This window comes from Bradyrhizobium jicamae (assembly GCF_001440395.1).
Lineage (GTDB): Bacteria > Pseudomonadota > Alphaproteobacteria > Rhizobiales > Xanthobacteraceae > Bradyrhizobium > Bradyrhizobium jicamae.
The window spans coordinates 11,234-35,713 of record NZ_LLXZ01000234.1 but is presented as its reverse complement, the minus strand read 5'-3'; the positions used below and the strand labels follow the sequence as shown (position 1 = coordinate 35,713).

Genomic DNA, 24,480 nt, shown 5'->3' with positions numbered 1-24,480 from the left:
CCACTTCGCTAATCCGGGCTACGCGAATATCGAGCTACCCCAGCGCTGCGACCAACTTGGTCGCGTTGTCTTCCAGCACCTTCACATCTTCCTTGCGACTCGCGGGCGGTAACAGCGCGACGCCGTCATGGCGCGGCATCACGTGCATGTGCAGGTGGAACACGACCTGCCCGCCGGCAGGCTCGTTGAATTGCTGCACGGTGATGCCGTCGGCCTTGAATGCTTTCATCGCGGCGGCGGCGATCTTGTGAGCGGTGCGCGCGACATGGGCGTAATCGTCAGGGGTGATGTCGAGGATGTTGCGGGCGGGGGACTTCGGGATCACCAGCGTATGGCCGGGCGAGCGCGGCATGATGTCGAGGAACGCCAGCACGTGGTCGTCCTCATAGACCTTGTGGCAGGGAAACTCGCCGCGCAGGATTTTTGCGAAGGGGTTGTTGGTGTCATAGGCGGGCATGGTTCTTCCCTCGAGGTTTGGTTTCAATTTCACGTCTATAGCGTTTTCAAGCGAAGTGGATACCGGTTCGCGTGAAGAAAATGCGTCAAATAAATAAAACGAGAGCTTGGTTCTGATGCAATCAGAACCGGGCTCTCGCCGAACAGGTCAAGCCTCGTCGGCCGCCTTGCGGAACGGGCCGGCTTCCGTCAGTTCGCGCCCGACCTCCGCCACATAGGCACGCTCGCGCTTCAGGTAATCGGCGATCGCGCGGCGCAAATCAGGGTCGGCGATGAAATGCGCGGAGTAGGTGGTTTGCGGCAGGTAGCCGCGCGCCAGCTTGTGCTCACCCTGCGCGCCGGCTTCGACGATTTTCAGGCCACGCTCGATCGCGAAATCGATCGCCTGATAGTAGCAGACCTCGAAATGCAGGAACGGGTGATGCTCGACCGCGCCCCAGTTGCGGCCGAATAGCGTGTCGGAGCCGACGAAGTTGATGGCGCCCGCGATCCAGCGGCCGTTGCGCTTGGCCATCACCAGCATCACGTCGCGGCTCATGCTCTCGCCGATCAGCGCGAAGAATTTGCGGGTCAGGTAAGGCCGGCCCCATTTGCGCGAGCCCGTCTCCATATAGAAGGCGAAGAACGCATCCCACGCCTCCTCGGTGAGGTCGGCGCCGGTCAGGCGATGGATCGTGATCCCGGCGGCCACCGCTTCGCGGCGCTCGCGCTTGATCGACTTGCGGTGGCGTGAGTTCAGCGAATTCAGGAAATCATCGAAGGTGCCGTAGCCTTCGTTGTGCCAGTGAAACTGCTGGTCGTTCCGCTGCAGGAAACCGTGCTGGCCCAAAAGCTTCGCTTCCGACTCGCGGGCAAAGGTCACATGCACGGAGGAGGCGTCGGTCGCGTTGCACAGCGCCATCAGTCCGCGTGCCAGCGCCGAGCCGATCAGCTCGCGGTCGACGCCGTCGCGGATCAACAGCCGTGGGCCGGTTGCAGGGGTGAACGGCACCGAGACCTGGAGTTTCGGGTAGTAACGCCCGCCCGCACGTTCATAGGCATCGGCCCAGCCGCGGTCGAAGACGTATTCTCCTTGCGAATGCGATTTCAGATAGCAGGGCACGACGCCGGCGATCTCGCCGTCGAGCCGGGCCAGCAGATGGCGCGGGCCCCAGCCGGTCCGGGCGCAGGCCGAGCCGGAGGCCTCGGCGGCGGCGAAAAACGCGTGCGAAACGAAGGGGTTATAGGTCGGCTTTGCAATGGCGCAGGAGCCGCTGCGTGGCGCCAGCGTGTCGAGATGTTCAAGGCTGTTCGGATCGCCAGGCGGATTGGCGCAGGCGTCCCATTCCGCAGCCTTGATGTCGCTGACGGAGGGGACGGCTTCGAGGGTGATTTCGGATGATGCCATCTAGAAAATCGGACCGGTCCCATGATGCGATCAGCCATCGCCCATGGTGACCACCCCAAAGATCGTGCATTGCAACGACGACTTCAAGGCCGCACGGCGCGGATCAGGTTCCCGGCAGGAACTCCTCGAAGATCATCTGGTCGGCGTGGCGGGCAGCACGGGCACGCTGCTCGGGCGTGCGCACCGTCCAGGCGAGCAGCGGCAGGCCGAAGATGTTGCGCGCGATCCAGGGGGCGGCTGCGGGCAGCTCGTTGACCCAATAGGCGACGAAATCGGGCCGGCTCCAAAAGGCGTGACGCAGATGCGTCATGCCGCGACGCTGTTCGGGAGAAGCTTCAGGCCACTCCTCGGCGGTATATTCGCGTTCGGCCACGATGCCGCGGGCGCGCCCAGGGATCAGTTCGCGCAACGCCAGCACCTGATCCGGATCGAAGGACATGCCGACCGCGGGGCCGTCATAGGAGGCGAGCACCTCCGCCATTCGCTTCACCAGCCGCCGGTCGCCGTCGAAATGGCTTTTCACCTCGATCACCAGCGGTACACGGCCTCCGACGAGCGAACAGAGATCGCCGAGCGTCATCATCCGCTCCGGCGTGTTCTTGAACTGCACCGCCTTGAGCTCGGCCGCGGTCTTGCCCAGCAGCGCACCAGAACCCTCGGTGAGGCGGCCAAGCGCGTTATCATGATGCACCATCGCTTCGCCGTCGGACGAAAGCTGGATATCGCATTCGATGGCGAAATTACCGTCGACGGCGGCCTGCGCCGCCGCCGGCATGTTTTCGACGATGCCGCGTGCAATATCATGCAGGCCGCGGTGAGCGACCGGCCGCGCCGTCAGCCAGTCTGGGGCACGCACGGGTGATACTCCGCTCAGGCCACTTCAAAGACGGCGTCGACCTCGACGGCGGCGTCCGAGGGCAGCGAAGCGACGCCGACGGTAGTGCGGGCGTGGCGGCCCTTGTCGCCGAATGCCGTAACCATCAGGTCGGAGGCGCCGTTGAGCACCTTGGGCCCGTCAAGGAAATCAGGCGCGGAATTGATGAAGCCGCCGAGACGGACGACGCGGACCACCTTGTCGAGATCGCCGAGCGCGGCCTTGACCTGGGCCAGCAGGTTGACGCCACAGCCCTGCGCCGCGGCGTAGCCCTGTTCGATGGTGACGCCGGCCCCGAGCTTGCCCTTGGCGATCAGCTTGCCTTCCGCATTGGCGCAGACCTGGCCGGAGACGAACAGCAGGTTGCCCGTGCGCACGAAGCCGACATAGTTCGCCATCGGGGTGCGGGGCTCGTTCAGGACGATACCTTGTGCCGCCAGCTTCTGTTCGACCGTACCCGCCATGTTTTTGTGTCCCCGCTTGATGTGACCGTGCCTGACTTCTGTCAGGCGCGCATTGTTTCGCGCATCGCGCTTTGTCTTGCAAGCGACGGAGGCAGCCGCGTCCTGCACGGTGATCGAGGCCGGTCCCGCCCGAAAACGCCCAAAAACAGGGTGCTCGGCCGCCAATTCTTACGTTTTCGTAACCCCGCCCTAGTTGCGACGCAATGGAGCCATCACTAATGTAACCGAATCTCCCCTCGAGGAAAAAACTGAACATGGCTAGCTCGTTCCCGATTCCGGTTCGTGCGTTGGCGTTCTCGGTTGCCGCGACCCTGCTATCCGGCTTTTCGAACGGACCGGCGCTGGCGGGCGCCAGCGGGCCGTTTCTTTCCCATCAGGCGCTGTATGAACTGAAGCTGGTCAAGTCGCGCGGGAGCAATGCGATATCGGGGGCGCGCGGACGCATTCTCTACAATTTCTCAGGGAACGCCTGCGAGGGCTACACATCTGACTTCCGCCAGGTGTCGGAACTCGACAGCGGCGAGGGCAAGCTGACGCTGAGCGATCTGCGCTCGCATTCCTGGGAGGACGGCGCCGGCAAGAGCTATCGCTTCAAGATCAATAGCCGGATGAACGATGCCGATTCCGCCCCGATCGATGGTATGGCGGAGCGGGTCGGCGACCGCATCACGGTCAAGCTGAAGCAGCCTGTTGCGAAGACATTCGAGCTCGACGGCAAGGTGGTATTTCCGACCGAGCAGATCCAGCACATCATCGCGGCCGCCCGCGATGGCAAGTCGGTGCTGGAGCTGATGGTCTATGACGGCTCCGACAATGGCGAGAAGGTCTACAACACGCTGTCGGTGATCGGGCAACCGATCCCGGGCACGCGCAGCATCGCGACGCCTGATCCCGCGACCGCCAACGACCAGATGAAGGCGCTGACCCGCTGGCCGGTGACCGTCAGCTATTACGACCGCGACGCCAAGACCAAGGAAGGCGAGCAGACGCCGGTTTACGCGATGTCGTTCGAGCTGTTCGAGAATGGCGTCTCCCGCGCGCTGGTGCTCGACTACAATGATTTCGTGATTGCGGGCGCGATGGGCCGGTTCGACGTCAGGGACTCCAAGCCGTGCAGGTGACCGGCGAAAGCTCGTCATCCACCATGCGCAAACGCTCAGCTGAGGGCGCGCTTGGCGCCAATCCAGGATCTTGAGATTCCGAAGCTGATCCCCGCGGGCCCGTTTCACCGGGAAGCGCTGCCGGGCCGGCGATCCCCGATATATTGAGATTCGACGAGGACCCCCCATATCCTACCGATAAGGGAGTCCTTGCTGTGCAGAGCGTACAGGCGACTCTTGTCGCGGCCGCTGCGGCCGTCGCCCTTCTGGTCTCTCCCCTTGCCGCCTCGGCGGGGGAGAACAGCAGCAAGGTTGCGCTGACCGTCTCGGTCGACGGAGCGATCGGGCCAGCGACGGCTCGCTACGTGAAGGACGCGCTGACCAAGGCAAGCGAACGCCGCGCCGAGGTCGTCATTCTGCGCATGAATACGCCGGGCGGTCTCTCCACCAGCATGCGCGAGATCATCGCTGACGTGCTGGCGTCGCGCGTGCCCGTCGTCGGTTACGTCGCGCCCTCCGGCGCCCATGCGGCCAGCGCCGGAACCTATATCCTCTACGCCACGCATATTGCGGCCATGGCGCCGGGCACCAATCTCGGCGCGGCGACGCCGGTGCAGATTGGCGGCCCGCTGCCGGGCCTGCCGGACGCTACCCCTGACAAGGGCGACAAGGACAAGAAGGACGGCAGCGACCAGAAGCCAAAGACGAAGGACGCCATGACGGCGAAGGCGACCAATGACGCCGTCGCCTTGATCCGCAGTCTCGCCGAGTTGCGCGGCCGCAATGCCGATTGGGCGGAGAAGGCGGTGCGGGAGGCTGAAAGCCTTTCCGCCAACGCCGCCTTGCAGGCGAAAGTCATCGATCTCGTCGCACGCGACCAGGCCGAACTGCTCAGGCAAATCGATGGCCGTGCGGTCGAGATTGCGGGCGGCGATACCCGGCATCTGGCAACCAGCGAAGCCGCGCGTGAAGCGCTCGAGCCTGGATGGATCGCGCAATTCTTAAGGGTGATCACCGATCCCAACATCGCCTTCATCCTGATGCTGGTCGGCATCTACGGCCTGATCTTCGAACTTTCTTCGCCCGGTGCGGTCGCGCCCGGGGTGATCGGCACGATCTGTCTGCTGCTGGGCCTCTATGCGCTCAATATGCTGCCCATCAACTATGCGGGCCTCGCCCTGATCCTGTTGGGGATCACGCTGCTGGTCATCGAAGTCTTCAACCCGACCGTGGTTATCGGTCTCGGCGGGATCATCGCATTCGTGCTCGGCGCGGTGATGCTGTTCGAGATCGAGGAGCCCGGATTCCGGCTGTCATGGCCGGTGATCGGGATCGCGGCGGCGATCTTCATCGGCATGGTCCTGGTTGTCCTCGGCTCGCTTCACCGTGCCCGAAAAGGCCCCGTGCGGCTCGGCGCGCAAGCCATGCGCGGGCTATCAGCCGAAATCCTCGACTGGTCCGAGCGCGAAGGCCACGTCTTCACCCACGGCGAGCGCTGGCAGGCGCGCGGCACCGAAGCCTTCAAGCCCGGAGAGGTGGTCGAGGTGGCCAACGTGGTGGATTTGACGCTCGTGGTACGGCGCCGGCCGGCGCTGACCGTCGGCGAAGGAGGTACGTGATGATGCTCGATTATTTGACGTATGCGACGCTCGCGGTGCTCGTGGTGCTGTTTCTGTCCTCGGCCATTCGCATCCTGCGGGAATACGAGCGAGGCGTCGTGTTCACGCTCGGCCGCTTTACCGGCGTGAAAGGTCCCGGATTCATCATCCTGATTCCGGTCGTGCAGCAGATGGTGAAGGTCGATCTGCGGGTGATGGTCCAGGTCGTGCCGCCCCAGGACGTGATTTCGCGCGACAACGTTTCGGTCAAGGTCAATGCCGTCCTCTACTTCCGCATCATCGATCCCGAGCGCGCCATCATCAAGGTCAGCGATTACATGTCCGCGACCAGCCAGCTGGCGCAGACCACGTTGCGCTCGGTGCTCGGCAAGCACGAGCTGGACGAGATGCTTGCCGAACGGGACCGGCTCAATGCCGACGTCCAGGAAATTCTCGACCAGCAGACCGACGTCTGGGGCATCAAGGTCACCACCGTCGAGATCAAGGATATCGATATCAATGAAACCATGGTGCGGGCGATCGCCAAGCAGGCCGAGGCGGAGCGGCTGCGGCGCGCCAAGGTGATCAATGCGATGGGCGAGCAGCAAGCCGCCGAGAAGCTCGTCGAGGCCGGCCGAACGCTGGCGCGGGAGCCGCAGGCGATGCAGTTGCGCTATTTCGCGGCGCTGCACGATATTGCGGGCGAGCGATCCTCGACCGTGGTGTTTCCGCTGCCGATGGATTTGCTCGGCCATGTGACGGGAGGGCGGAGGGAAGCGACGTGACCGTGGTCGCTTGACGGCAACGTTCGCATGCCGCGACGGAAGGATGGGAGGCGCTGATCAATCGATGTCGCCGAGCATTCGGCTGGAAGGTTCGGTTGCATCCGACAACCAGGGAGAGCCACGATGGTAACTTATGTCGTGCTTGGCAACTTCACCGACCAGGGAATCCGCAATGCCAAGGACTCGCCTAAGCGGGCCGAGGCTTTCAAGAGGACGGCCGAGACCTTCGGAGTGACCGTAAAGGAGCTGTTCTGGACGCAGGGACGATATGATGTCGTGACAATCCTCGATGCGCCGGATGAATTCTCCGCCATGTCGCTTAGCTTGAGTCTTGGCGCACTTGGCAATGTCCGCACCGAGTCGTTGCGAGCCTTCTCGGCAGCGGACATGACCAAGGTTGTCGAGAAGATGCTCTGACGAGCTGCTTGTCACGGGCGATTTGGCGCCTGCTGCTCGATGTCCCGAACCGGAGCCTGTCCCGAAAATGATACCCCGTGGTCATGCGCCTCGGGCTCGAACTGTTCCTTGAAGATCCCTCGCAGCAACCGCCAGAGCTCACGGTGGCCGGCCGTTTGACCGCCTTGCGTCAGATACGCCGCGATATCCATGACGTCGGTTCGATAATCCGTCGCTCCACGGATCCGCGAATCCAGATAGGTCCACTCGTGTTCGACATAGAGGCGCTTGGTATCGGTATCGAAGACCAGGTTCCAGAAATCCAGTTCCGTGACCTCAGGGCCTTTGACCTGTCGATGCAACTCCCGCTTCAAAAAGGCCATCTTCCGCTCCTTTTGCGCAAGATCCGTGGAAGGTATCCGGACCTATGCGCCCCATCCAAATTGGAGACTTGATAGAAATCTGATCATTCCCTGCCGGTTCAAGACCGCAGAGCCTGAGTATTTTCGCTGAGGGATGGTCGAGAGCGCCGGACCCGGATACGCTTCGCCCCAATCATGCACGTCAGGGAGGCACAGACATGAGCAAGCTCGAAAAACTTCGGCCAAGCGGTCTTCACCACAACCCGGCTTATTCCCACGTCGTCGTCGCGTCAGGCGCGCGCACGATCTATATCGCGGGGCAGGTCTCCACCGACGAGGAGGGGCGGGTGGTCGCCGAGGGTGATCTCGCCGGGCAGACGACGCAGGTGATGCACAATATCGGCCTGGCGCTGAAATCCGCCGGTGCGAGTTATTCCGATATCGTGAAGATCACCACCTTCGTCGTGGGTTACAAGCCGGAGCTCCGTCCGATCATCGGCAAGGCGCGCTCGGCCTTCTTTGAAGGCATGGAGCCGCCAGCGAGCACGCTCGTCGGTGTCACGGCGCTGGCGGCCCCGGAATGGCTGATCGAGATCGAGGCGGTGGCCGTCGTCGATTGAGTCTCCGGTCTCTCCGTCGTCATTGCGAGGAGCGAAGCGACGAAGCAATCCATCCGTCCGTTATGCCGCGCTATGGATTGCTTCGCTGCGCTCGCAATGACGTGGAGAGGCTGGCGCGTTACTCCTCCTCGTCCTCTTCCTTCGCCGGCCCCTTGTACGCGATGCCCCGGATCACCGCGGCATTGCCGAACTTCTTGCGCAGATCATCCATCGCGCGTTCGGCGTGGGCGGAGCGGCGGTCGAGCATGTCACTGTCGTCGCCGCGCGATCCCTCGCGCAGCGCGCTGACGCCGGTGCCCATCAGGCGGAAGGCGGTGCCGTCGATCTCCCTAGCCAGCATCTCGCGCGACACCGCAAAAATCTTCGCGGCGAGCTGGGTCGGCGCCTGGATCGATTGCGAGCGGGTGCGCTGCCTGAAGTCGGCGGTCTTCAGCTTCAGCGTGATGGTGCAGCCGGCCAGATTGCTGTTCTTCAGCCGGGACGACACTTTCTCCGACAGCCGCCACAACAGCCGCTCCAGCGTGGCGAAATCCTTGATGTCGTTCTCAAACGTGGTTTCGCTCGATATCGTCTTGGCGCCGCGGTCCGGCACCACGCTGCGGTCGTCGATGCCGCGCGCCAGGCGCCACAACCGGCGGCCTTCGCCGCCGAACTGCTTCATCAACTCGACCTCGTCGGCGCGCTGCAGGTCCGCAATGGTGCGAAAACCCCGCTGCAGCAGCTTTTCCTGGGTGGCAGGGCCGACGCCGTAGATGAAGCCGACCGGCTTGTCCGCCAGCATCTCGCGGGCCTCGATCTGGTCGAGGGCGGCAAAGCCGCGCGGCTTGTCGAGATCGGAGGCGATCTTGGCCAGAAACTTGTTGCAGGACAGGCCGACCGACACCGTGATGCCGATGTCGCGCTCGACGTCGTGGGCAAAGCGGGCCAGGACTTTTGCGGGGATCATGCCGTGGACGCGCTGGGTGCCGGCAAGGTCCAGGAACGCCTCGTCGATCGACAGCGGTTCCACCAGCGGCGTCAGCGTCTGCATGGCGTGGCGCACCTCGCGGCCGACGCGGACATATTTCGCCATGTCGGGCGGGATCACGGCCGCCTGCGGGCAGAGCTCCAGCGCCTTGAACATCGGCATGGCCGAGCGCACGCCATAGGTCCGCGAGACGTAGCAGGCAGCCGACACCACGCCGCGCTTGCCGCCGCCGATGATCACGGGCCTGTCGGCAAGTTCGGGATTGTCGCGCTTCTCCACGGTGGCATAGAATGCGTCGCAATCGATATGCGCGAGCGTGAGCGAGGGCAGGGCGGGGTGACGAACGAGGCGCGGGGAACCGCACATGCCGCATCGCCTCAATTTGATATCGAGGTCGCCGAGGCAATCCCGGCAGAAAGCGCGCGGACCGTCCAACGAGGCCGCCGGCGCGCTCACGGCACGTCGCGCTCCCAGTGCGGGTCACCCAGCACCTGACGGGCGGCGGCGATATTGGTCGGGTGCAGTTGCGAGGCGCTCGCAAATGCCTGCACGGTGGCGTCGTCCCGCAGCACGAAATCCAGCACGGAGGCCAGAAATTGCGGGTCGGCCGCGGCGGTGCGCAGCGTCTCCGGACCGATGCCGGTTTCGGCCAGGAAAAGACCCAGCCGCTCAGGATCGCCGGCAACGAAGCTCAGCGCCTGAACTGCAACGATTTCAGCCACTTCGCGGGGGTTGTGAACAGGCTTTTTCAACAGACGATTTGCCTTTCCGTTAACTTATAGGCTCTACTTTGGAACCATCATGCCCGAGTCTGCGGAGTGCGTTCAACATTTGCAAACCGCTTCGTAAAACTTGGCGTATCGATTTAACGGCTTAGAGCGAAATCTGGCGCTAGTTTGAATTCACTTTTCGACAAGGGGCGGCTGCGGTGCGGGGCGTGTCGGAAGGCCGGACTTGTGTTCTGGGATGAGGGAGGGACGGGATGGCAAAAACCGTCCTGATCGTCGAGGACAACGAGCTCAACATGAAGCTCTTTCGCGATCTGTTGGAAGCGCATGGTTATCAGACTTCCGGTACCAGCAACGGTTTCGAGGCGCTCGATCTCGTTCGCAAGCTGCGTCCTGATCTGATCCTGATGGACATCCAGCTTCCGCAAGTGTCCGGCCTCGAAGTGACGCGCTGGATCAAGGACGATCCCGAGCTGCGTGCGATTCCGGTGGTTGCCGTCACTGCATTCGCGATGAAGGGCGACGAAGAGCGCATCCGCGAGGGCGGCTGCGAGGCGTATCTGTCCAAACCTATTTCCGTCGGCAAGTTTATCGAAACCGTGCGGCGTTTTATCGGGTAGGAGTGAGTTTTCGATGTCTGCGCGTATTCTTGTCGTCGATGACGTTCCGGCAAACGTCAAGCTCCTGGAAGCCCGCCTGTCCGCCGAATATTTCGATGTGCTGACCGCGTCGAACGGCGCCGAGGCGCTCGACATCTGCTCCCGCTCCGAATGCGACATCATCCTGCTCGACGTCATGATGCCCGACATGGACGGGTTCGAGGTCTGCCGCCGGCTGAAGTCCAATCCCGCTACCCATTTCATCCCGGTCGTGATCGTCACCGCGCTGGACAGCCCGTCGGATCGTGTGCGCGGGCTGGAAGCAGGCGCCGACGATTTTCTCACCAAGCCGGTGTCTGATGTCGTCCTGATCGCGCGCGTCCGGTCGCTGACGCGGCTGAAGATGATGACCGACGAGCTCCGCATGCGTGCCATCACCTCGCTCGAGATCGGCATGGAAGCGCCCGAGCGCAGCGCTATCGCCGACAAGGGCGTCGGCGGACGAATCCTTTTGGTTGACGACCGGCCGTCATCCTACGAGCGGCTGGCGCCGATCCTCTCTGCCGAGCACACCGTCGACGTCGAGATCAATCCGGCGGAAGCGCTGTTTCACGCCGCCGAGGGCAATTACGATTTGCTGATCGTCTCCCTTAGTCTGGAAAATTACGACGGCCTGCGGCTGTGCAGCCAGGCGCGCTCGCTGGAGCGCACCCGCCAGTTGCCGATCCTCGCGATCTCCGACGCCGACAACAATGCGCGGCTGCTGCGGGGGCTGGAAATCGGGGTGAATGACTATCTGCTCCGTCCGGTCGACAAGAACGAGCTGCTGGCGCGGGCGCGCACCCAGATCCGCAAGCGGCGCTACACCGATCACCTGCGCGACAACGTGCAGAACTCGATCGAAATGGCGATCACCGACGCGCTGACCGGCCTGAACAACCGCCGCTACATGGAAAGCCATCTCTCGACGCTGGTCGAGCAGGCTTCGAGCCGCGGCAAGCCGCTGGCGCTGATGATCCTCGATATCGACTTCTTCAAGTCCATCAACGACACCTATGGCCATGATGCCGGCGACGACGTGCTACGCGAATTCGCGGTGCGCATCCGCAAATCGATCCGCGGCATCGATCTGGCCTGCCGCTACGGCGGCGAGGAGTTCGTGATCGTGATGCCGGAAACCGACCTCAATGTCGCCGGCATGGTCGCCGAGCGCCTGCGCCGCTCGATCGCCGGCGAAACCTTTGCCGTCAACAAGGGCACCAAGCGGATCGACGTCACGATCTCGATTGGCCTCGCCACGCTGGACCACAAGGACGAGCCGGTCGCCGACGTGCTCAAGCGCGCCGACATGGCGCTGTATCGGGCGAAGAACGACGGACGGAACAGGGTGGTTTCGACGGCGGCGTGAGCGTTGGCGCCGTCGTCTCTACGAACGCGTCAGCGGGGAAAGCCGAAAACCTATCAACCCGTCGCCCCTGCGGACGCAGGGGCCCATACGCCGCGGTCTGTGTGAAGGGCACGCAGGGAGACGCTTCGCTTCAGCAGCCACAGCGCCGCTGAAGCGCATCAAACGATCAGATCGCTGAGATCGCGCCACTCCAGATTCTCACGCTCGATCAGTTCAATCTTCCAATCCCGCTTCCAGCGCTTGAGCTGCTTTTCACGGGCAATCGCTTCATCCGGTCGCTCGAACGCTTCGACATAGACGAGCCGGTAAACGCCGTAGGTTTTGACGAACGAGGAGCCCTCGCCATTGCGATGCTGCTCCATCCGTTTCGAAAGGGAATTGGTCACCCCGATATACAGGGTCCCGTGCCGTCGGCTCGCGAGGATGTAGACGTAATACATGCAACAAACACAGAACTCGATGTCGTCCCTGCCTAGTGCGCAATTGCGCACGGGCGCAGGGACCCATACCGCGTGATCTCTCGTTAGAGCAAAGCGGCAGACGCTCTTCGCAAAACATCCGCCGGTGGCTATGGGTCCCTGCTTTCGCAGGGACGACGATGGATCGGTTGCTGCCTCACGCCACAACCGTGGCGCGCTGCTTCACCGCCTCATACGCCAGCCGCTTGAACTCGAACGAGAACGGGTGCACGAACGCCATCTGGCGCTGCGCCATCATCACGCCGGCCAGGTTGTGCTTCGGCGAGATCCACCATTGGGTGCCGGCGACGCCGCCCCAATAGAGCTCGCCCGCGGAGTCAGGGTGATCGAACGGCGTCGGCTTCACGATCAGGCCGCCCGCCAAAGTGAAGGCCTTGCCAGGCTGTTCTCCCATCGTGGCAAAGCGGATCCACTGGCCTTCGGGCAACTGGTTGGTCATCATCTGCGCAATCGTTTCCGGCTTGAGCAGGGTCGGCCCGCCGGGCAGCAGGCTTCGGACCAGCGCCACCATGTCATGCAGTGTCGACACCAGGCCGCCACCGCCGCTGAGCCGCGCGATCGGGCGCAGATAGGCGCCGGGGAAGGGCGAGTTGTCGGTTCGGGTCAATCCCGGCTTCATCGGCTCCATCAGGTCCGCACCGGCATAATAGGCGACGAGCCGGCCCTGATCCTTTTCCGGCACGACGAAGCCGGTATCGACCATGCCGAGCGGATCGAGAATCCGCAGCTTGATGAACTTGTCGAAGCTTTGCCCGCTGATGACTTCGACCAGCCGCCCCAGCACGTCGGTCGCGAGCGAATATTCCCACGAGGTGCCCGGCTGATAGATCAGCGGCAGGCCCGCCAGCACGTCCACCATGTCGGCCAGCGTTGTCATCGGATTGTGAACGCCGCGCTCGTTCAGCGCCTTGTAAATGGCGGTGCCGGGATCGAAAAAGCCGTAGCTAAGGCCGGAGCTGTGGCTGAGCAACTGACGGATGGTGATCGAGCTCTTGGCGGGCTCGGTGTCATCAAGCGAGGTGGCGCCGGGCCGCAACACCATTCTATTTCCGAGTTGCGGAATAAATTTTTCGATCGGGTCGTCGAGCCCAAGCTTGCCTTCCTCGAACAGCAACAGCACGGCGCAGGAGGTGATCAGCTTGGTGTTGGAGAAGACGCGGAAGATGTGGTCGGTGCGGAGCGGCGTCTGCGCTTCCTTGTCGGCCCAGCCGACGCAGTTCACGTCGATAAGGTCGCGCCCGGTCATGACCGCCCAGGAAATGCCCGACAGCAGGTTGTTGTCGATATAGCGCTGCATGGCCGCGCGTGCCGGTTTGAAGTCGTAACCGCTGGCGGTTACTTTCAGGTCTTCCATTTTCGCTCCCTTTATCGCCGCTTTCTGGCGTCGTCCCTGCCTGGTGCGCAATTGCGCACGGGGCGCAGGGACCCATAACCACCGTTGCTGCTTGTTTGCAGAAGGTAACTACCACATAGGCCTATTGCAAAGCCACGGCGTATGGGTCCCTGCGTTCGCAGGGACGACGGTGGGGGGCTGGTTGCCTCAAGCCGTTGAAGAGCGCCGGGGCTTCTTCGACGCCGGTTTCGCCGCTACACTGGTCTTGTCCACCTTCACGCCCGCATTTCTCAGCAGCACCATTGCCGCCTCCTTCGCCGCGCGCGCCATCGCGGGATCGTTGCGGACGAGATCCTGCGCGATCGAGCCGTCGACCAGCAGCGCGAGTTGCGTCGCCAAGGCTTCGGCATCGGCGACGCCGAGCTGGATCAGCAAGTCGCGAAACCAGAGCCGGCGGCTTTCCTTGAATGCGACCGCCACCTTTCGGACCGACCGGTCTTCGCCGAGTTCAGCGACCGCGTTGACGAACGGACAGCCGCGAAAATCCTTGGCCGAAAAGCGCCGTTCCAGTGAATCGAAGGTGCCGAGAATCTGCTCGACCGGCGATTTGTCGGAAGCGCGCGGCGCCACGAAACGCCGCGCCAGATAGGCCGAGATGAGTGCGTCCTTGGACGGGAAATGATTGTAGAGCGTGCGTTTGCTGATGCCGATTTCGGCCGCGATGGTGTCGACGCCGACAGCGCGAAGTCCCTGCAGATAGAACAGCCTGTCTGCGGTTTCCAGAATCCGGTCCTTCATGGCCGGTTTGTCGGGCAGGGGTGCCATGCGAATGCGTGGGGGCCGTTAGCTTGACAGCGGTGCCCCCTTATAGCCTAGTTACACAGGTCTGTGTACCTATTTCAGATATCGATTGCAGGACGCGGCGTTCGAATCGCGGCCCTTGGGGAGAATAAAAACAATGGCCGCCCTGCTGCAGATCCTGCGCCCGACGCTGCCCATTCTGATCGGCGCGTCCGTCATGCTCACGCTCAGCATGGGGCTGCGGCAATCGCTCGGCCTGTTCATGCAGCCGCTGACGCAGGACATCCGGATTTCGGTGTCCGATTTCACGCTGGCGCTCGCCGTGCAGAATCTCGCCTGGGGTTTCCTGCAGCCGCTCGCCGGCGCGCTGACGGTGCGCTACGGTTTTCGGCCCATCATGATTGTCGGTTCGCTGCTCTATGTCGCCGGCCTCGCGCTCATGGCGGGCGCCAACGGCATCCTGAGCATCATGATCGGTGGCGGCGTGTTGATCGGAGCGTCGTTGGCCTGCACCGCGGCGGCGATTGCGATGTCGGTTGCGGCCCGCGCGGTGCCGGCGTCGGTGCGCTCGACGGTGCTCGGTCTCGTCTCGGGTGCAGGCTCGCTCGGTGCGCTGTTGTCGGCGCCGATCGGACAGGTACTCAACGAAGGCTATGGCTGGCGGATGGGCCTTGTGGGCTTCGTCGTGCTGTCGCTGCTGATGATTCCGGCCGCCTGGTACGCGGGCAGGGTGGACAGGATCCCGCTGCCCAAACCCGCTAATGATGAGATCGGCGACACGTCGGCCAGCGCGGCGACGAAGATGGCGTTCTCCAACGCCTCCTTCGTGGTGATGACCGGCGCCTATTTCGTCTGCGGCATGCAGCTCGTCTTTCTTACCACGCATTTGCCGTCTTATCTGGCGATCTGCGGCTTGGACCCGATGCTGAGCGCGCAGACGCTCGGCATGATCGGCGGCTTCAACGTGCTCGGCAGCATTTTCTTCGGCTGGGCCGGCCAGCGCTGGAACAAGCTGGCGCTGCTCGGCGGCATCTACATCTTCCGCTCGATCGCACTCGCCTGGTACTTCACGCTGCCGCCGACGCCGGCAACCACGCTGTTGTTCGGCGCCATCATGGGCTTCCTGTGGATGGGCGTCGGCCCGCTGGTCGCAGGTGCGGTGGCAGAGATGTTCGGCCTGAAATGGCAGGCGATGATCCAGGGCCTCGCCTTCATGAGCCACCAGGTAGGCAGCTTCCTCGGCGCCTATGGCGGCGGGGTGCTCTACGACGCGCTCGGCTCCTACACCATGGCATGGCGGATCGGTGTCGCATTGGGGCTTGCCGGCGGTATCGTCCAGGTGGCGTTCGCCCTGATACGGCCGAGCGGGCCGCCGCAGATGCAGACGGCGTAAGCTACGCACCGTTCCCCAGGGCGCGCTTGTCCCGGCGCCAGGCGACAGTCACTACGAGTGTCACAATGCGTTGATATACATCACGTATGAAAACCTGAGCGCCTCGCAAGAGAAGCCAAGTAATAACCGAGTAGCGTAGCGGGGGCGGATGTACCCCCCGCGAAACTGAAGGCCTCCAGCGATATCGCGGAGGCCTTTTTGCTTTTCAGTGACGCTCGGTTCTTTCTGGGAAAGCAGGGCCTTGCCGCGTCCGTCAGGCATCAAAAACGGGGCCCCGAAGGACCCCGTTCAAACCGTCAGCAATAGGCTGCCGAATTACTTGATCTTCGATTCCTTGAACTCGACGTGCTTGCGCGCGACCGGGTCGTACTTCTTCTTGACCAGCTTGTCGGTCATGGTGCGCGAATTCTTCTTGGCGACGTAATAGAAGCCGGTATCCGCCGTGGAAACGAGCTTGACCTTGATGGTGACCGCTTTGGCCATGTTCGAAACCTCAAATTGGGGGTGTCAGGCGCCGGCCAAACCGGCCTGCATTTGCCGCGCAACCTATCCTCGATCTGCCCAAAGTCAAGGTTTTCGGGGCAAATACTGCCCCGATTCGAGGTAGAATCGATGTTTTGCGCGTATTCTGATCGCAAACCGGGTATCCACTTTTGCGGAATACGCGCGTTAACCCTCAAAGAACCGGTTTTTCGGTCTCGGCAGCCCCAAATTCTCCCGCAGCGTCCTGCCCTCATACTCTTTCCGGAAAATCCCGCGCCGCTGCAGTTCCGGCACCACCTTGTCGACGAAATCGTCCAAGCCTTCGGGGAGGAACGGGAACATGATGTTGAAGCCGTCGCTGCCGCGGCTCACCAGCCAGTCTTCCATCTGGTCGGCGATGGTCTGGGGCGTGCCGACGAACGACAGCCCGCCATAGCCGCCGACCCGCTGGGCGAGCTGGCGCACGGTGAGCTTGTCGCGCGCAGCGGCATCGACGAGGCGCTGGCGGCCGCTCTTGCTGGCATTGGTTTCGGGAATCGGCGGCAACTGCCCATCCGGATCGAAGCCGGAGGCGTCGGTGCCAAGTTGCACCGAGAGCGAGGCGATGGCGCTGTCGTAATGCACCATGCTGTCGAGCTTGGCCCGCTTTTCCTTGGCTTCCTCGACGCTGTCGCCGACCACGACGAAGGCGCCGGGCAGGATTTTCAGATGCTCGGGGTCGCGGCCGATCTTCTCCATGCGCCCCTTGATGTCGGCATACAGCTTCTGCCCGTCGGCGAGGCTGCCGCCGCCGGTGAACACGGCCTCGGCGGTTTCGGCTGCGAGCTGCTTGCCGTCTTCGGACGCGCCGGCCTGCACGATCAGCGGCCAGCCCTGCACGGGCCGGGCAATGTTGAGCGGCCCGCGCACCGAGAGATATTTTCCCTTGTGATCGAGTACGTGCATTTTGTCCGGATCGAAATAGAGACCGTTCTCGACGTCGCGCACGAAGGCGTCGTCGGCGAACGAATCCCAGAGACCGGTGACCACGTCATAGAATTCGCGCGCCCGCTTGTAGCGTTCGGCATGCTCCATATGGTCATCGAGCCCGAAGTTCAGCGCGGCGTCCGGGTTGGAGGTGGTGACGATGTTCCAGCCGGCGCGGCCGCCGCTGATGTGGTCGAGCGACGCAAAACGCCTGGCGACATGATAGGGCTCGTCGAACGTCGTCGAGCCCGTCGCGATCAGGCCGATATGCTCGGTGGCGCCGGCCAGCGCCGACAGCAGCGTGAACGGCTCGAACGAGGTCACCGTATGGCTGCGCTTGAGCGCGTTGATGGGCATGTTCAGCACGGCAAGATGGTCGGCCATGAAGAAGGCGTCGAACTTGCCGGCTTCCAGTTTCTGGATCAGGCGCTTGATGTGCGGGAAGTTGAAATTGGCATCAGGCCAGGCGCCGGGATAGCGCCACGCGCCGGTGTGGATGGAGACCGGCCGCATGAACGCGCCGAGCTTGAGTTGCCGCTGTGCCATTGCCCCGTTCCGTCGCTATTATTGTTGGGGAAGAGATAGGCATGGGCGAGAGCGGCGCCAGCGGGCGGCGCCGAGAAGAATTTTGCAATTTCAGGGATTGGTAGAGAACAATTCGACGGCTCATTGCGAGCGAAGCGAAGCAATCCACGCCTCAGCACGGGGAAAGATGGATTGCTTCGCTTCGCTCGCAATGACGGGGAGAGAACGGGCCTACGCCCCCAGCACGTCCTTCTGCATCTTGCCGCCGTAGAAATGGAAGAACGGCACCGGCGCATCGTGGCGCAACGGACCCGTGGCGAGGCGGCGGTCGAGTTCGGCGAGCACGTTCTTGGTCATGGCATGCGCGTCGGCGAGCGGCTGGGAGCCGATCTCGACCCACACCAGTTCGACCAGCTCGGCATCGGCGTGGATCACGCCTTCGACCCGATGCGCGATGGCTGAGGCATCGGCGGTGAAGAAGCGCGTATCGAAACGGCGGACGCGGCCGGGCGGGGTGATCGCGCGCGCGATCAGGAACAGGCCGGACGGATCGGGCAGCAGGCCCGCTTCCGCGAACGGCTTCCAGGCGCCGTCGAGCTTCACCGGCTTGTCGACCTTGCACCCCAGGCACAGGCCGGTTTCCTCGCAGGCTTCGCGGATCGCGGCAACCGCCAGCGCACGCGCCCGCGACGGTGCGATCTTCGGGCTGCCCTTCAGCAGATTGGCCTCGAGCTCTGCGGAAATGGGAGCCGCAACGGGAATGCGGTTGTCGGCTTTGTCGACGCGGCCGCCGGGGAAGACGTATTTGCCGGGCATGAACACCACGTTGTCGTGGCGCTTGCCGACCAGCACCTTCGGCTTGTCGCCGGAGCGGTCGATCAGGATCAGCGTCGCTGCATCCTTGGGCCGGAAGTAAGGATGGTGATCGGCTTCTTTTCCTTCTTGTACGGCAGTCGCAGCGTCGCTCATCCCATCCCCATTATGATGCTTCTTGTTGTTGCTTCCGGTTTGGCTAGACCGGAGGAATGTCGCTGGGCGCATTCTCGTCAAAGCCGTGCATGCGCAGCGCCCACTGCAAGCCAACCACCGCGCCCTTGACCGGCTGCAACAGCAGCAGCGAGGTGATGAAGGTGATCGGCAAATAGATCGCCAGCTGCAGCCACACCGCCGGCGAATAATTGGTTTCGATCCACAGCGCCGCCGGCACCACGATGTGGCCGACGATGACGATCACGAGATAGGCCGGCAGGTCGTCGGCGCGGTGCGGCGAGAAATCGAGCCCGCATACCGAGCAATTATTGGCGGTCTTCAGGAAGGCGCGGAACATCTTGCCTCCGCCGCAGCGCGGGCAGCGGCAGCGAAAGCCGCGCTTCATCGCGCTCCACAGGTCGCGCTTCTCGGCGTGTGCGGATTCCCGGGTCCATGTCGTGGGACTCACCGTTTCCATGACTTGCCTTTCTTCGATTTGCCGGACTTGGATTTTCCGGACTTGCCCTTGTGGGGCTTTCGAACCTTGTCGCGCGGGCTGCGGCCCGGACGCGATTTCGACTGATTTGTCGATGCCTTCGAGCCGTCGCGTTTTCTGCCGCGCGGAATGACCTGACCTTCCGACAACAGCTCGAACCGCAACGCGCCGGCTACTGGTGCAGCTTCTACCAGACGTACGTCGACGACGTCACCCAGCCGGTGCATGGCACCGCTGCGTGAGCCGACGAGCGCGTGACGCGTCTCGTCGTAATTGAAGTACTCCGTGCCGAGCGTGCGGATCGGGATCAGCCCGTCGGCGCCGGTATCCGATAACTTCACGAACAGCCCGGCGCGGGTAACGCCGGAAATTCGGCCCTGAAACGTCGCGCCGATGCGGTCGGCGAGGAAATGCGCGATCAGCCGGTCGGCGGTCTCGCGCTCCGCCTTCATCGCGCGGCGTTCGGTCAGCGAAATCTGCGCCGCGACCTCGCTCAGTGTCTCCAGCGTCTCGCTCTCCGGCAACGCGCCTTCGCCGAGACCGAGCGCGCGGATCAGCGCGCGATGCACGATCAGATCCGCATATCGCCTGATCGGCGACGTGAAATGCGCGTAGCGTCGAAGATTGAGGCCGAAATGGCCGTAATTCTCCGCCGAATATTCCGCCTGCGCCTGCGAGCGCAACACCACCTCGTTGACGAGCGGTTCGTAGTCCTCGCCGCGGACCTGTCCCAGCACGCGATTGAACAAAGCGGGGCGCAAGGCGCCGCTCTTGGCAAAGGGAAGATCGAGCGTTTTCAGGAATTCCTGGAGGTTATAAACCTTCTCTTGGGTCGGCTCGTCGTGCACCCGATAGATAAGCGGCAACCCCTTTTTTTCAAGCATTTCGGCCGCGGCGACATTGGCGAGGATCATGAATTCCTCGATCAAACGATGCGCGTCGAGCCGTTCGGGCACGATGACGCGGTCGACGGTGCCGTTGGGTTTGAGCAGGATTTTTCGCTCGGGCAGATCGAGATCGAGCGGATCGCGCTCGTCGCGCGCGAGTTTCACCAGACCATAGGCCGCGTAGAGCGGCTTCAGGATCGGCTCCAGCAGCGGGCCGGTGGTATCGTCGGGGCGGCCGTCGATCGCGGCCTGCGCCTGCGCATAATGCAGCTTGGCGGCTGAGCGCATCAGCACGCGATGAAAGCTGTGCGAGCGCTTGCGGCCGTCGGCGCCGATCACCAGCCGCACCGCCAGCGCGCCACGCGGCTCGCCCGGCACCAGCGAGCAGAGATTGTTGGAGATGCGCTCAGGCAGCATCGGCACAACGCGGTCAGGGAAATAGACCGAGTTGCCGCGCGTCAGCGCATCGCGATCGAGCGCCGAGCCCGGCCGCACATAGAAGGCGACGTCGGCAATCGCGACATGAACGATATAACCGCCCTTGTTGTTCGGATCGGGGTCGGGCGCGGCATGCACCGCGTCGTCATGATCTTTCGCATCGGGCGGATCGATGGTGACCAGCGGCAGTTCGCGCCAGTCCTCGCGGCCCTTCAGCGTTGCAGGTTCGGCGGCCTCGGCCTCGCGCACGGCGGACGGTGAAAACGCCTGCGGAATGTCGTGGGCGTGAATCGCGATCAGGCTGATCGCCTTTTCGCTCGACAGCGAGCCGAGCCGCTCCTTCACCTTGCCGGCCGCGAGGCCATAACCGCGCGAGCGCACCAGATCGACGCTGACGAGGTCGCCGTCATCAGCGCCGCCGGTATCCGATGGCGCGATGTTCAGTTCACGTCCGGCCTGTTTCTTGTCGACGGGCACCAGCCGGCCGCCGCCGCCGGGCGCTGTCCGGAAGATGCCGAGCACGCGCGTCCGGGCGTGGTCGATCACCTTGATGACGCGGCCGCGATAGGGCGCGCCATCGCCGTCCTCGGCCTTTTCGATCCGCAACAACGCGCGGTCGCCGATTCCAGCGGCGGTGCCGGGTTTCGCCCGCCGCGGCACGTCGATACGGATCTTTGGTGGTTCGCCGCCTTCCTCGGTGTCCCATTCGGTAGGGACGGCGAGCAGTTCACCGTCGGTGTCGCGTCCCGTGATATCGGCGATCACGGTCGGGGGCAGGGCGGCGGGCTCGTGGATCTTCCGGCCGCGTTTCGCAATCGTGCCGTCGTCGGCGAGGTCGCGCAGGATGCGCTTCAACTCGGCGCGTTCGGCATTCTTCAGGCCGAACTCGCGGGCTATTTCCCGCGTGCCGATCTTGCCCGGATGGGCACGGATAAAGGCAACGATGGCGTCCCGGCTCGGAAAGCCATGGTCGTGTTTTCTATTCACTTATCCCCGGGCCTTGCCCGCGCTTTTCTTTGCGGGCGTTTTGGATGGAGTGGCGGGCTTGGCCGCCGATGTCTTGGCGGCGGACGCGACCGGCGCGCGCGCCTTGCTGACGGCTTCCGATTTCGGCTTTGCCGCGGCTTTCTTCGCCGCTGCCTTCTTGGCAGGCTTTGGGGCGTCGGGATCGGCCGTTTTGTCAGCGGCCTTCTTGGCTGCCGCCTTCTTCGGCGCGGCCTTCTTGGCGCCGCGCTTCGGCTTGCCGCCGCCCTTGGCCGCGCGCTCGTCGATCAGCGCGATGGCTTCGGCCAGCGTGATCATGTCGGGCGTCTTGTCGCTCGGTATCGTGGCGTTGACGCCGCCGGCGGTGACGTAGGCGCCGTAGCGACCGTTCTTCACTGCAACGCCACCCAGGCTCGGGTGATCGCCGAGCGGCTTGCCGGGATCGGCACCGAAGCGGCGGCCGCTCGGGCCTTTGGCGATCTTCTCCGCGATCAGCGTCACCGCGCGATTGAGGCCGATGTCGAACACCTCATCGCCGGCTTCCAGACTTGCGTAAGTCTTTTCGTGCCGCACGAACGGGCCGAAACGGCCGATGCCGGCGGTGATGGGCTCACCGGTTTCCGGATGTTTGCCAACTTCGCGCGGGAGCGAGAGCAGTTTTAAGGCCAGTTCGAGCTCCATGTCGCCGGGCGACATGTTCTTGGGGATGCCGGCACGCTTGGGCTTTTCGCCCTCTTCGTAATCCTTCTGCTCGCCGAGCTGGATATAGGGGCCGAAGCGCCCAGCCTTCACCGTCACGTCGAGGTCGGTTTCGGGATCCTTGCCGAGCACGCGATCGGCGCTGGCTTCGCTATCGGCGGCCAGCGGGCGGGTGTAGCGGCATTCGGGATAATTGGAGCAGCCGACAAAGGCGCCGAACTTGCCGGCCTTCAAATTGAGCTTGCCGGTACCGCAGGTCGGGCACTGCCGGACATCGCCGCCATCCGCGCGCGGCGGATAAATGTGCGGCCCCAGCATGTCGTCGAGCACATCAAGCACCTCGGCGACGCGCAGATCCTTGATGTCGTTGACCGCGCCGATGAAGCCGGCCCAGAAATCCTGCAACACCTGCTGCCAGGAAATCTCGTTGTTGGAGATGCGATCGAGCTGTTCTTCCAGCGCCGCGGTGAAATCGTACTCGACATAGCGCGCAAAGAAGTTTTCGAGGAACGCGACCACGACGCGGCCCTTATCCTCGCCATGCAGCCGCTTCTTCTCCAGCTTGACGTAGCCGCGGTCTTTCAACACCTGCAGGATCGAGGCGTAGGTCGAGGGGCGGCCGATGCCGAGCTCTTCCATCCGCTTGACCAGCGACGCCTCGGAGAAGCGCGGCGGCGGTTCGGTGAAGTGTTGCGTGACTGCAAGGTCCTGCCGCTTCAACGGCTCGCCTTCGCTCATCGCGGGCAGGCGGCGCGAATCCTCGTCCTCCTCGTCGTCGCGGCCTTCCTGGTAGAGCGCTAGGAAGCCGTCGAACTTGATGACCTGGCCGGAAGCGCGCAGATCGAGCACGCGGGCGCCGGCCTTCGCCGCGATATCAACGGTGGTGCGTTCGAGTTCAGCCGATTCCATCTGGCTCGCAATGGTGCGGATCCAGATCAGCTCATACAGCTTGGCCTGATCGGGATCGAGGCGGCGGCGCATCTCGGCGGGACGGCGGGACAGGTCGGTCGGGCGGATCGCTTCGTGCGCTTCCTGCGCGTTCTTGGCCTTGGTCTGGTACTGGCGCGGGGTATCCGGCACATAGGCTTTGCCGTAATCGTCGCCGATCACCTTGCGGGCCTGCGTGATCGCGGAGGGATCGATCTGCACGCCGTCGGTTCGCATATAGGTGATGAGGCCGGTGGTCTCGCCGCCGATGTCGATGCCTTCATAGAGCCGCTGCGCGATCCGCATGGTGTGCGCCGGCGCAAAGCCGAGCTTGCGGCTGGCTTCCTGCTGCAGCGTCGAGGTGGTGAAGGGCGCCTGCGGATTGCGGCGCGCGGGTTTTGCCTCGACGGTCGAAACCGTGAAATTCGCCGCTTCAATGGCCTTCTTGAGGTCTTCCGCTTCAGCGCCGGAGCCGATGTCGAGCCGCTGGATCTTCTTGCCGTCGGCGCCGACGAGGCGCGCTTCAAAACTGTCGCCGCGCGGCGTGGTCAATGTTGCCACCAGCGACCAGTATTCGCGCGGAACGAATTTTTCGATTTCAAGTTCGCGGTCGCAGACCAGCCGCAGCGCCACGGATTGCACGCGGCCGGCCGAGCGCGCGCCCGGCAGCTTGCGCCACAGCACCGGCGAGAGCGTGAAGCCGACCAGATAATCCAGTGCCCGGCGCGCCATATAGGCGTCGACCAGCGCGCCGTCGATCTGGCGCGGCGCCTTCATGGCGTCCGTGACGGCCTGCTTGGTGATGGCGTTGAACACCACGCGCTCGATCTTCTGATCCTTCAGCGCGCGCTTCTCTTTCATCACCTCCAGCACGTGCCAGGAGATCGCTTCGCCCTCGCGATCAGGGTCGGTTGCGAGAATCAGGCGGTCGGCGCCCTTCAGCGCTTTCGCGATGTCGTTGAGTCGGCTGGCCGCCTTCGGGTCCACCTCCCAGATCATCTGAAAGTTGGCTTCCGGATCGACGGAACCGTTCTTGGCGGGGAGGTCGCGGACGTGGCCGAACGAGGCCAGAACCTCGTAGGAGGCGCCCAAATACTTATTGATCGTCTTGGCTTTCGCCGGCGACTCCACGATGACGATATTCATGTCATTCCAATGGCTTACGGGAAAAGGTAAAGGCGGGTTCCGCGAGACTCGCGGCCCACCGATTGGACCCGAACATGGGTGGTGAGGCGGCCCCTGTCAAATCGGCAAATGCCGTCAGGGGACCTTTTGATATCCACTCATATCTGAAGAGTTGCGAAATGCGCCCTAGAGTTGCGCCATCAAAGGGGTTATTTCTGGGCAATACTTTGT

General features: G+C 63.3%; 24 protein-coding genes. 8 read left to right on the top strand and 16 right to left on the bottom strand.

The window, feature by feature from the left end:
• Positions 1–34: 34 nt before the first annotated feature.
• From CQ12_RS41140 to CQ12_RS41125, 4 genes are all read right to left on the bottom strand, one after another.
• Positions 35–457, bottom strand: coding sequence for an HIT domain-containing protein (locus CQ12_RS41140; RefSeq protein ID WP_057840935.1), 423 nt, complete (start codon positions 455–457; stop codon positions 35–37).
• A gap of 147 nt (positions 458–604) precedes the next feature.
• Positions 605–1,843, bottom strand: coding sequence for a GNAT family N-acetyltransferase (locus CQ12_RS41135; RefSeq protein ID WP_057840934.1), 1,239 nt, complete (start codon positions 1,841–1,843; stop codon positions 605–607).
• Positions 1,844–1,946: 103 nt separating this feature from the next.
• A complete protein-coding gene (locus tag CQ12_RS41130; protein WP_057840933.1) occupies positions 1,947–2,699 on the bottom strand; it encodes a glycerophosphodiester phosphodiesterase family protein in 753 nt (250 codons plus the stop codon).
• A 14-nt stretch (positions 2,700–2,713) separates the two neighbouring features.
• A complete protein-coding gene (locus CQ12_RS41125) occupies positions 2,714–3,181 on the bottom strand; it encodes a RidA family protein (RefSeq protein WP_057840954.1) in 468 nt (155 codons plus the stop codon).
• Positions 3,182–3,435: 254 nt separating this feature from the next.
• Here CQ12_RS41125 and CQ12_RS41120 point away from each other — a divergent pair, with 254 nt between their 5' ends.
• The 4 genes from CQ12_RS41120 (at position 3,436) to CQ12_RS41105 (ending at position 7,081) form a co-directional block, all read left to right on the top strand.
• Positions 3,436–4,302, top strand: coding sequence for a cell envelope integrity EipB family protein (locus CQ12_RS41120; RefSeq protein WP_057840932.1), 867 nt, complete (start codon positions 3,436–3,438; stop codon positions 4,300–4,302).
• Between the two features lie 194 nt (positions 4,303–4,496).
• Positions 4,497–5,900 carry an NfeD family protein gene (locus CQ12_RS41115; protein WP_057840931.1) on the top strand — a complete coding sequence of 468 codons (1,404 nt, stop codon included), beginning with the start codon at positions 4,497–4,499 and terminating at the stop codon, positions 5,898–5,900.
• Entirely contained in the window at positions 5,900–6,664 is a 765-nt protein-coding gene (locus CQ12_RS41110) for a slipin family protein (RefSeq protein WP_057840930.1), read from the top strand. The genes CQ12_RS41115 and CQ12_RS41110 overlap by 1 nt, the downstream gene beginning before the upstream one ends.
• A gap of 123 nt (positions 6,665–6,787) precedes the next feature.
• Positions 6,788–7,081, top strand: a complete 294-nt coding sequence (locus tag CQ12_RS41105) for a GYD domain-containing protein (RefSeq protein ID WP_057840929.1) — start codon at positions 6,788–6,790, stop codon at positions 7,079–7,081.
• A gap of 11 nt (positions 7,082–7,092) precedes the next feature.
• Here the strand turns inward: CQ12_RS41105 and CQ12_RS41100 are convergent, their stop codons facing one another.
• On the bottom strand, positions 7,093–7,443 hold the full coding sequence (locus CQ12_RS41100; protein ID WP_057840928.1) for a hypothetical protein: 351 nt from the start codon (positions 7,441–7,443) through the stop codon (positions 7,093–7,095).
• 197 nt (positions 7,444–7,640) lie between these two features.
• Here CQ12_RS41100 and CQ12_RS41095 point away from each other — a divergent pair, with 197 nt between their 5' ends.
• Complete coding sequence (locus CQ12_RS41095; protein ID WP_057840927.1) at positions 7,641–8,042, top strand: RidA family protein; 402 nt, start codon at positions 7,641–7,643, stop codon at positions 8,040–8,042.
• A gap of 118 nt (positions 8,043–8,160) precedes the next feature.
• Here CQ12_RS41095 and CQ12_RS41090 read toward each other — a convergent pair whose 3' ends face one another.
• Both CQ12_RS41090 and CQ12_RS41085 read right to left on the bottom strand, forming a co-directional pair.
• Complete coding sequence (locus CQ12_RS41090) at positions 8,161–9,483, bottom strand: DNA polymerase IV (protein ID WP_198164408.1); 1,323 nt, start codon at positions 9,481–9,483, stop codon at positions 8,161–8,163.
• Positions 9,462–9,761, bottom strand: a complete 300-nt coding sequence (locus CQ12_RS41085) for a DUF3572 domain-containing protein (protein ID WP_057840925.1) — start codon at positions 9,759–9,761, stop codon at positions 9,462–9,464. Before CQ12_RS41085 ends, CQ12_RS41090 begins: the two co-directional genes overlap by 22 nt.
• Before the next feature lie 230 nt (positions 9,762–9,991).
• Here CQ12_RS41085 and CQ12_RS41080 point away from each other — a divergent pair, with 230 nt between their 5' ends.
• Positions 9,992–10,357 (top strand): response regulator, encoded by a 366-nt coding sequence (locus tag CQ12_RS41080; protein ID WP_027538546.1) that lies wholly within the window; start codon positions 9,992–9,994, stop codon positions 10,355–10,357.
• Positions 10,358–10,370: 13 nt separating this feature from the next.
• Entirely contained in the window at positions 10,371–11,744 is a 1,374-nt protein-coding gene (locus tag CQ12_RS41075; protein ID WP_057840924.1) for a PleD family two-component system response regulator, read from the top strand.
• Positions 11,745–11,902: 158 nt separating this feature from the next.
• On the opposite strand, the gene CQ12_RS41070 is transcribed toward CQ12_RS41075, so the two are convergent.
• From CQ12_RS41070 to CQ12_RS41060, 3 genes are all read right to left on the bottom strand, one after another.
• Positions 11,903–12,184, bottom strand: a complete 282-nt coding sequence (locus CQ12_RS41070; RefSeq protein WP_057840923.1) for a GIY-YIG nuclease family protein — start codon at positions 12,182–12,184, stop codon at positions 11,903–11,905.
• A gap of 175 nt (positions 12,185–12,359) precedes the next feature.
• Entirely contained in the window at positions 12,360–13,577 is a 1,218-nt protein-coding gene (locus CQ12_RS41065; RefSeq protein WP_245310364.1) for a serine hydrolase domain-containing protein, read from the bottom strand.
• Positions 13,578–13,763: 186 nt separating this feature from the next.
• Positions 13,764–14,354: a TetR/AcrR family transcriptional regulator gene (locus CQ12_RS41060; protein ID WP_157088807.1), complete on the bottom strand. Its 591-nt coding sequence runs from the start codon at positions 14,352–14,354 to the stop codon at positions 13,764–13,766.
• A 160-nt stretch (positions 14,355–14,514) separates the two neighbouring features.
• Between CQ12_RS41060 and CQ12_RS41055 the strand changes: the two genes are divergently transcribed.
• Positions 14,515–15,750 carry an MFS transporter gene (locus CQ12_RS41055; RefSeq protein WP_057840921.1) on the top strand — a complete coding sequence of 412 codons (1,236 nt, stop codon included), beginning with the start codon at positions 14,515–14,517 and terminating at the stop codon, positions 15,748–15,750.
• A 315-nt stretch (positions 15,751–16,065) separates the two neighbouring features.
• Here the strand turns inward: CQ12_RS41055 and rpmG are convergent, their stop codons facing one another.
• From rpmG to topA, 6 genes are all read right to left on the bottom strand, one after another.
• Positions 16,066–16,233, bottom strand: coding sequence for a 50S ribosomal protein L33 (gene rpmG / locus CQ12_RS41045; protein WP_027537094.1), 168 nt, complete (start codon positions 16,231–16,233; stop codon positions 16,066–16,068).
• A 186-nt stretch (positions 16,234–16,419) separates the two neighbouring features.
• Positions 16,420–17,745 (bottom strand): LLM class flavin-dependent oxidoreductase, encoded by a 1,326-nt coding sequence (locus CQ12_RS41040; RefSeq protein ID WP_057840919.1) that lies wholly within the window; start codon positions 17,743–17,745, stop codon positions 16,420–16,422.
• A 210-nt stretch (positions 17,746–17,955) separates the two neighbouring features.
• Entirely contained in the window at positions 17,956–18,693 is a 738-nt protein-coding gene (locus CQ12_RS41035; protein WP_057840918.1) for an NUDIX hydrolase, read from the bottom strand.
• Between the two features lie 43 nt (positions 18,694–18,736).
• On the bottom strand, positions 18,737–19,171 hold the full coding sequence (locus tag CQ12_RS41030; protein WP_057840917.1) for a DUF983 domain-containing protein: 435 nt from the start codon (positions 19,169–19,171) through the stop codon (positions 18,737–18,739).
• Positions 19,159–21,501, bottom strand: a complete 2,343-nt coding sequence (gene rnr / locus CQ12_RS41025; RefSeq protein ID WP_057840916.1) for a ribonuclease R — start codon at positions 21,499–21,501, stop codon at positions 19,159–19,161. The genes CQ12_RS41030 and rnr overlap by 13 nt, the downstream gene beginning before the upstream one ends.
• Entirely contained in the window at positions 21,502–24,270 is a 2,769-nt protein-coding gene (topA, locus tag CQ12_RS41020; RefSeq protein WP_057840915.1) for a type I DNA topoisomerase, read from the bottom strand.
• Positions 24,271–24,480 lie beyond the last annotated feature (210 nt).

Bases quoted from the DNA above. Each gene is read 5' to 3' on its own strand.
- CQ12_RS41060 (WP_157088807.1), bottom strand. From the start codon at position 14,354: ATGAAGGACCGGATTCTGGAAACCGCAGACAGGCTGTTCTATCTGCAG.
- CQ12_RS41075 (WP_057840924.1), top strand. From the start codon at position 10,371: ATGTCTGCGCGTATTCTTGTCGTCGATGACGTTCCGGCAAACGTCAAG.
- CQ12_RS41080 (WP_027538546.1), top strand. From the start codon at position 9,992: ATGGCAAAAACCGTCCTGATCGTCGAGGACAACGAGCTCAACATGAAG.
- CQ12_RS41100 (WP_057840928.1), bottom strand. From the start codon at position 7,443: ATGGCCTTTTTGAAGCGGGAGTTGCATCGACAGGTCAAAGGCCCTGAG.
- rpmG (WP_027537094.1), bottom strand. From the start codon at position 16,233: ATGGCCAAAGCGGTCACCATCAAGGTCAAGCTCGTTTCCACGGCGGAT.
- CQ12_RS41140 (WP_057840935.1), bottom strand. From the start codon at position 457: ATGCCCGCCTATGACACCAACAACCCCTTCGCAAAAATCCTGCGCGGC.
- CQ12_RS41055 (WP_057840921.1), top strand. From the start codon at position 14,515: ATGGCCGCCCTGCTGCAGATCCTGCGCCCGACGCTGCCCATTCTGATC.
- CQ12_RS41035 (WP_057840918.1), bottom strand. From the start codon at position 18,693: ATGAGCGACGCTGCGACTGCCGTACAAGAAGGAAAAGAAGCCGATCAC.
- CQ12_RS41135 (WP_057840934.1), bottom strand. From the start codon at position 1,843: ATGGCATCATCCGAAATCACCCTCGAAGCCGTCCCCTCCGTCAGCGAC.
- CQ12_RS41040 (WP_057840919.1), bottom strand. From the start codon at position 17,745: ATGGCACAGCGGCAACTCAAGCTCGGCGCGTTCATGCGGCCGGTCTCC.
- CQ12_RS41095 (WP_057840927.1), top strand. From the start codon at position 7,641: ATGAGCAAGCTCGAAAAACTTCGGCCAAGCGGTCTTCACCACAACCCG.
- CQ12_RS41120 (WP_057840932.1), top strand. From the start codon at position 3,436: ATGGCTAGCTCGTTCCCGATTCCGGTTCGTGCGTTGGCGTTCTCGGTT.
- CQ12_RS41125 (WP_057840954.1), bottom strand. From the start codon at position 3,181: ATGGCGGGTACGGTCGAACAGAAGCTGGCGGCACAAGGTATCGTCCTG.
- CQ12_RS41030 (WP_057840917.1), bottom strand. From the start codon at position 19,171: ATGGAAACGGTGAGTCCCACGACATGGACCCGGGAATCCGCACACGCC.
- CQ12_RS41070 (WP_057840923.1), bottom strand. From the start codon at position 12,184: ATGTATTACGTCTACATCCTCGCGAGCCGACGGCACGGGACCCTGTAT.
- CQ12_RS41105 (WP_057840929.1), top strand. From the start codon at position 6,788: ATGGTAACTTATGTCGTGCTTGGCAACTTCACCGACCAGGGAATCCGC.
- CQ12_RS41065 (WP_245310364.1), bottom strand. From the start codon at position 13,577: ATGGAAGACCTGAAAGTAACCGCCAGCGGTTACGACTTCAAACCGGCA.
- topA (WP_057840915.1), bottom strand. From the start codon at position 24,270: ATGAATATCGTCATCGTGGAGTCGCCGGCGAAAGCCAAGACGATCAAT.
- CQ12_RS41110 (WP_057840930.1), top strand. From the start codon at position 5,900: ATGATGCTCGATTATTTGACGTATGCGACGCTCGCGGTGCTCGTGGTG.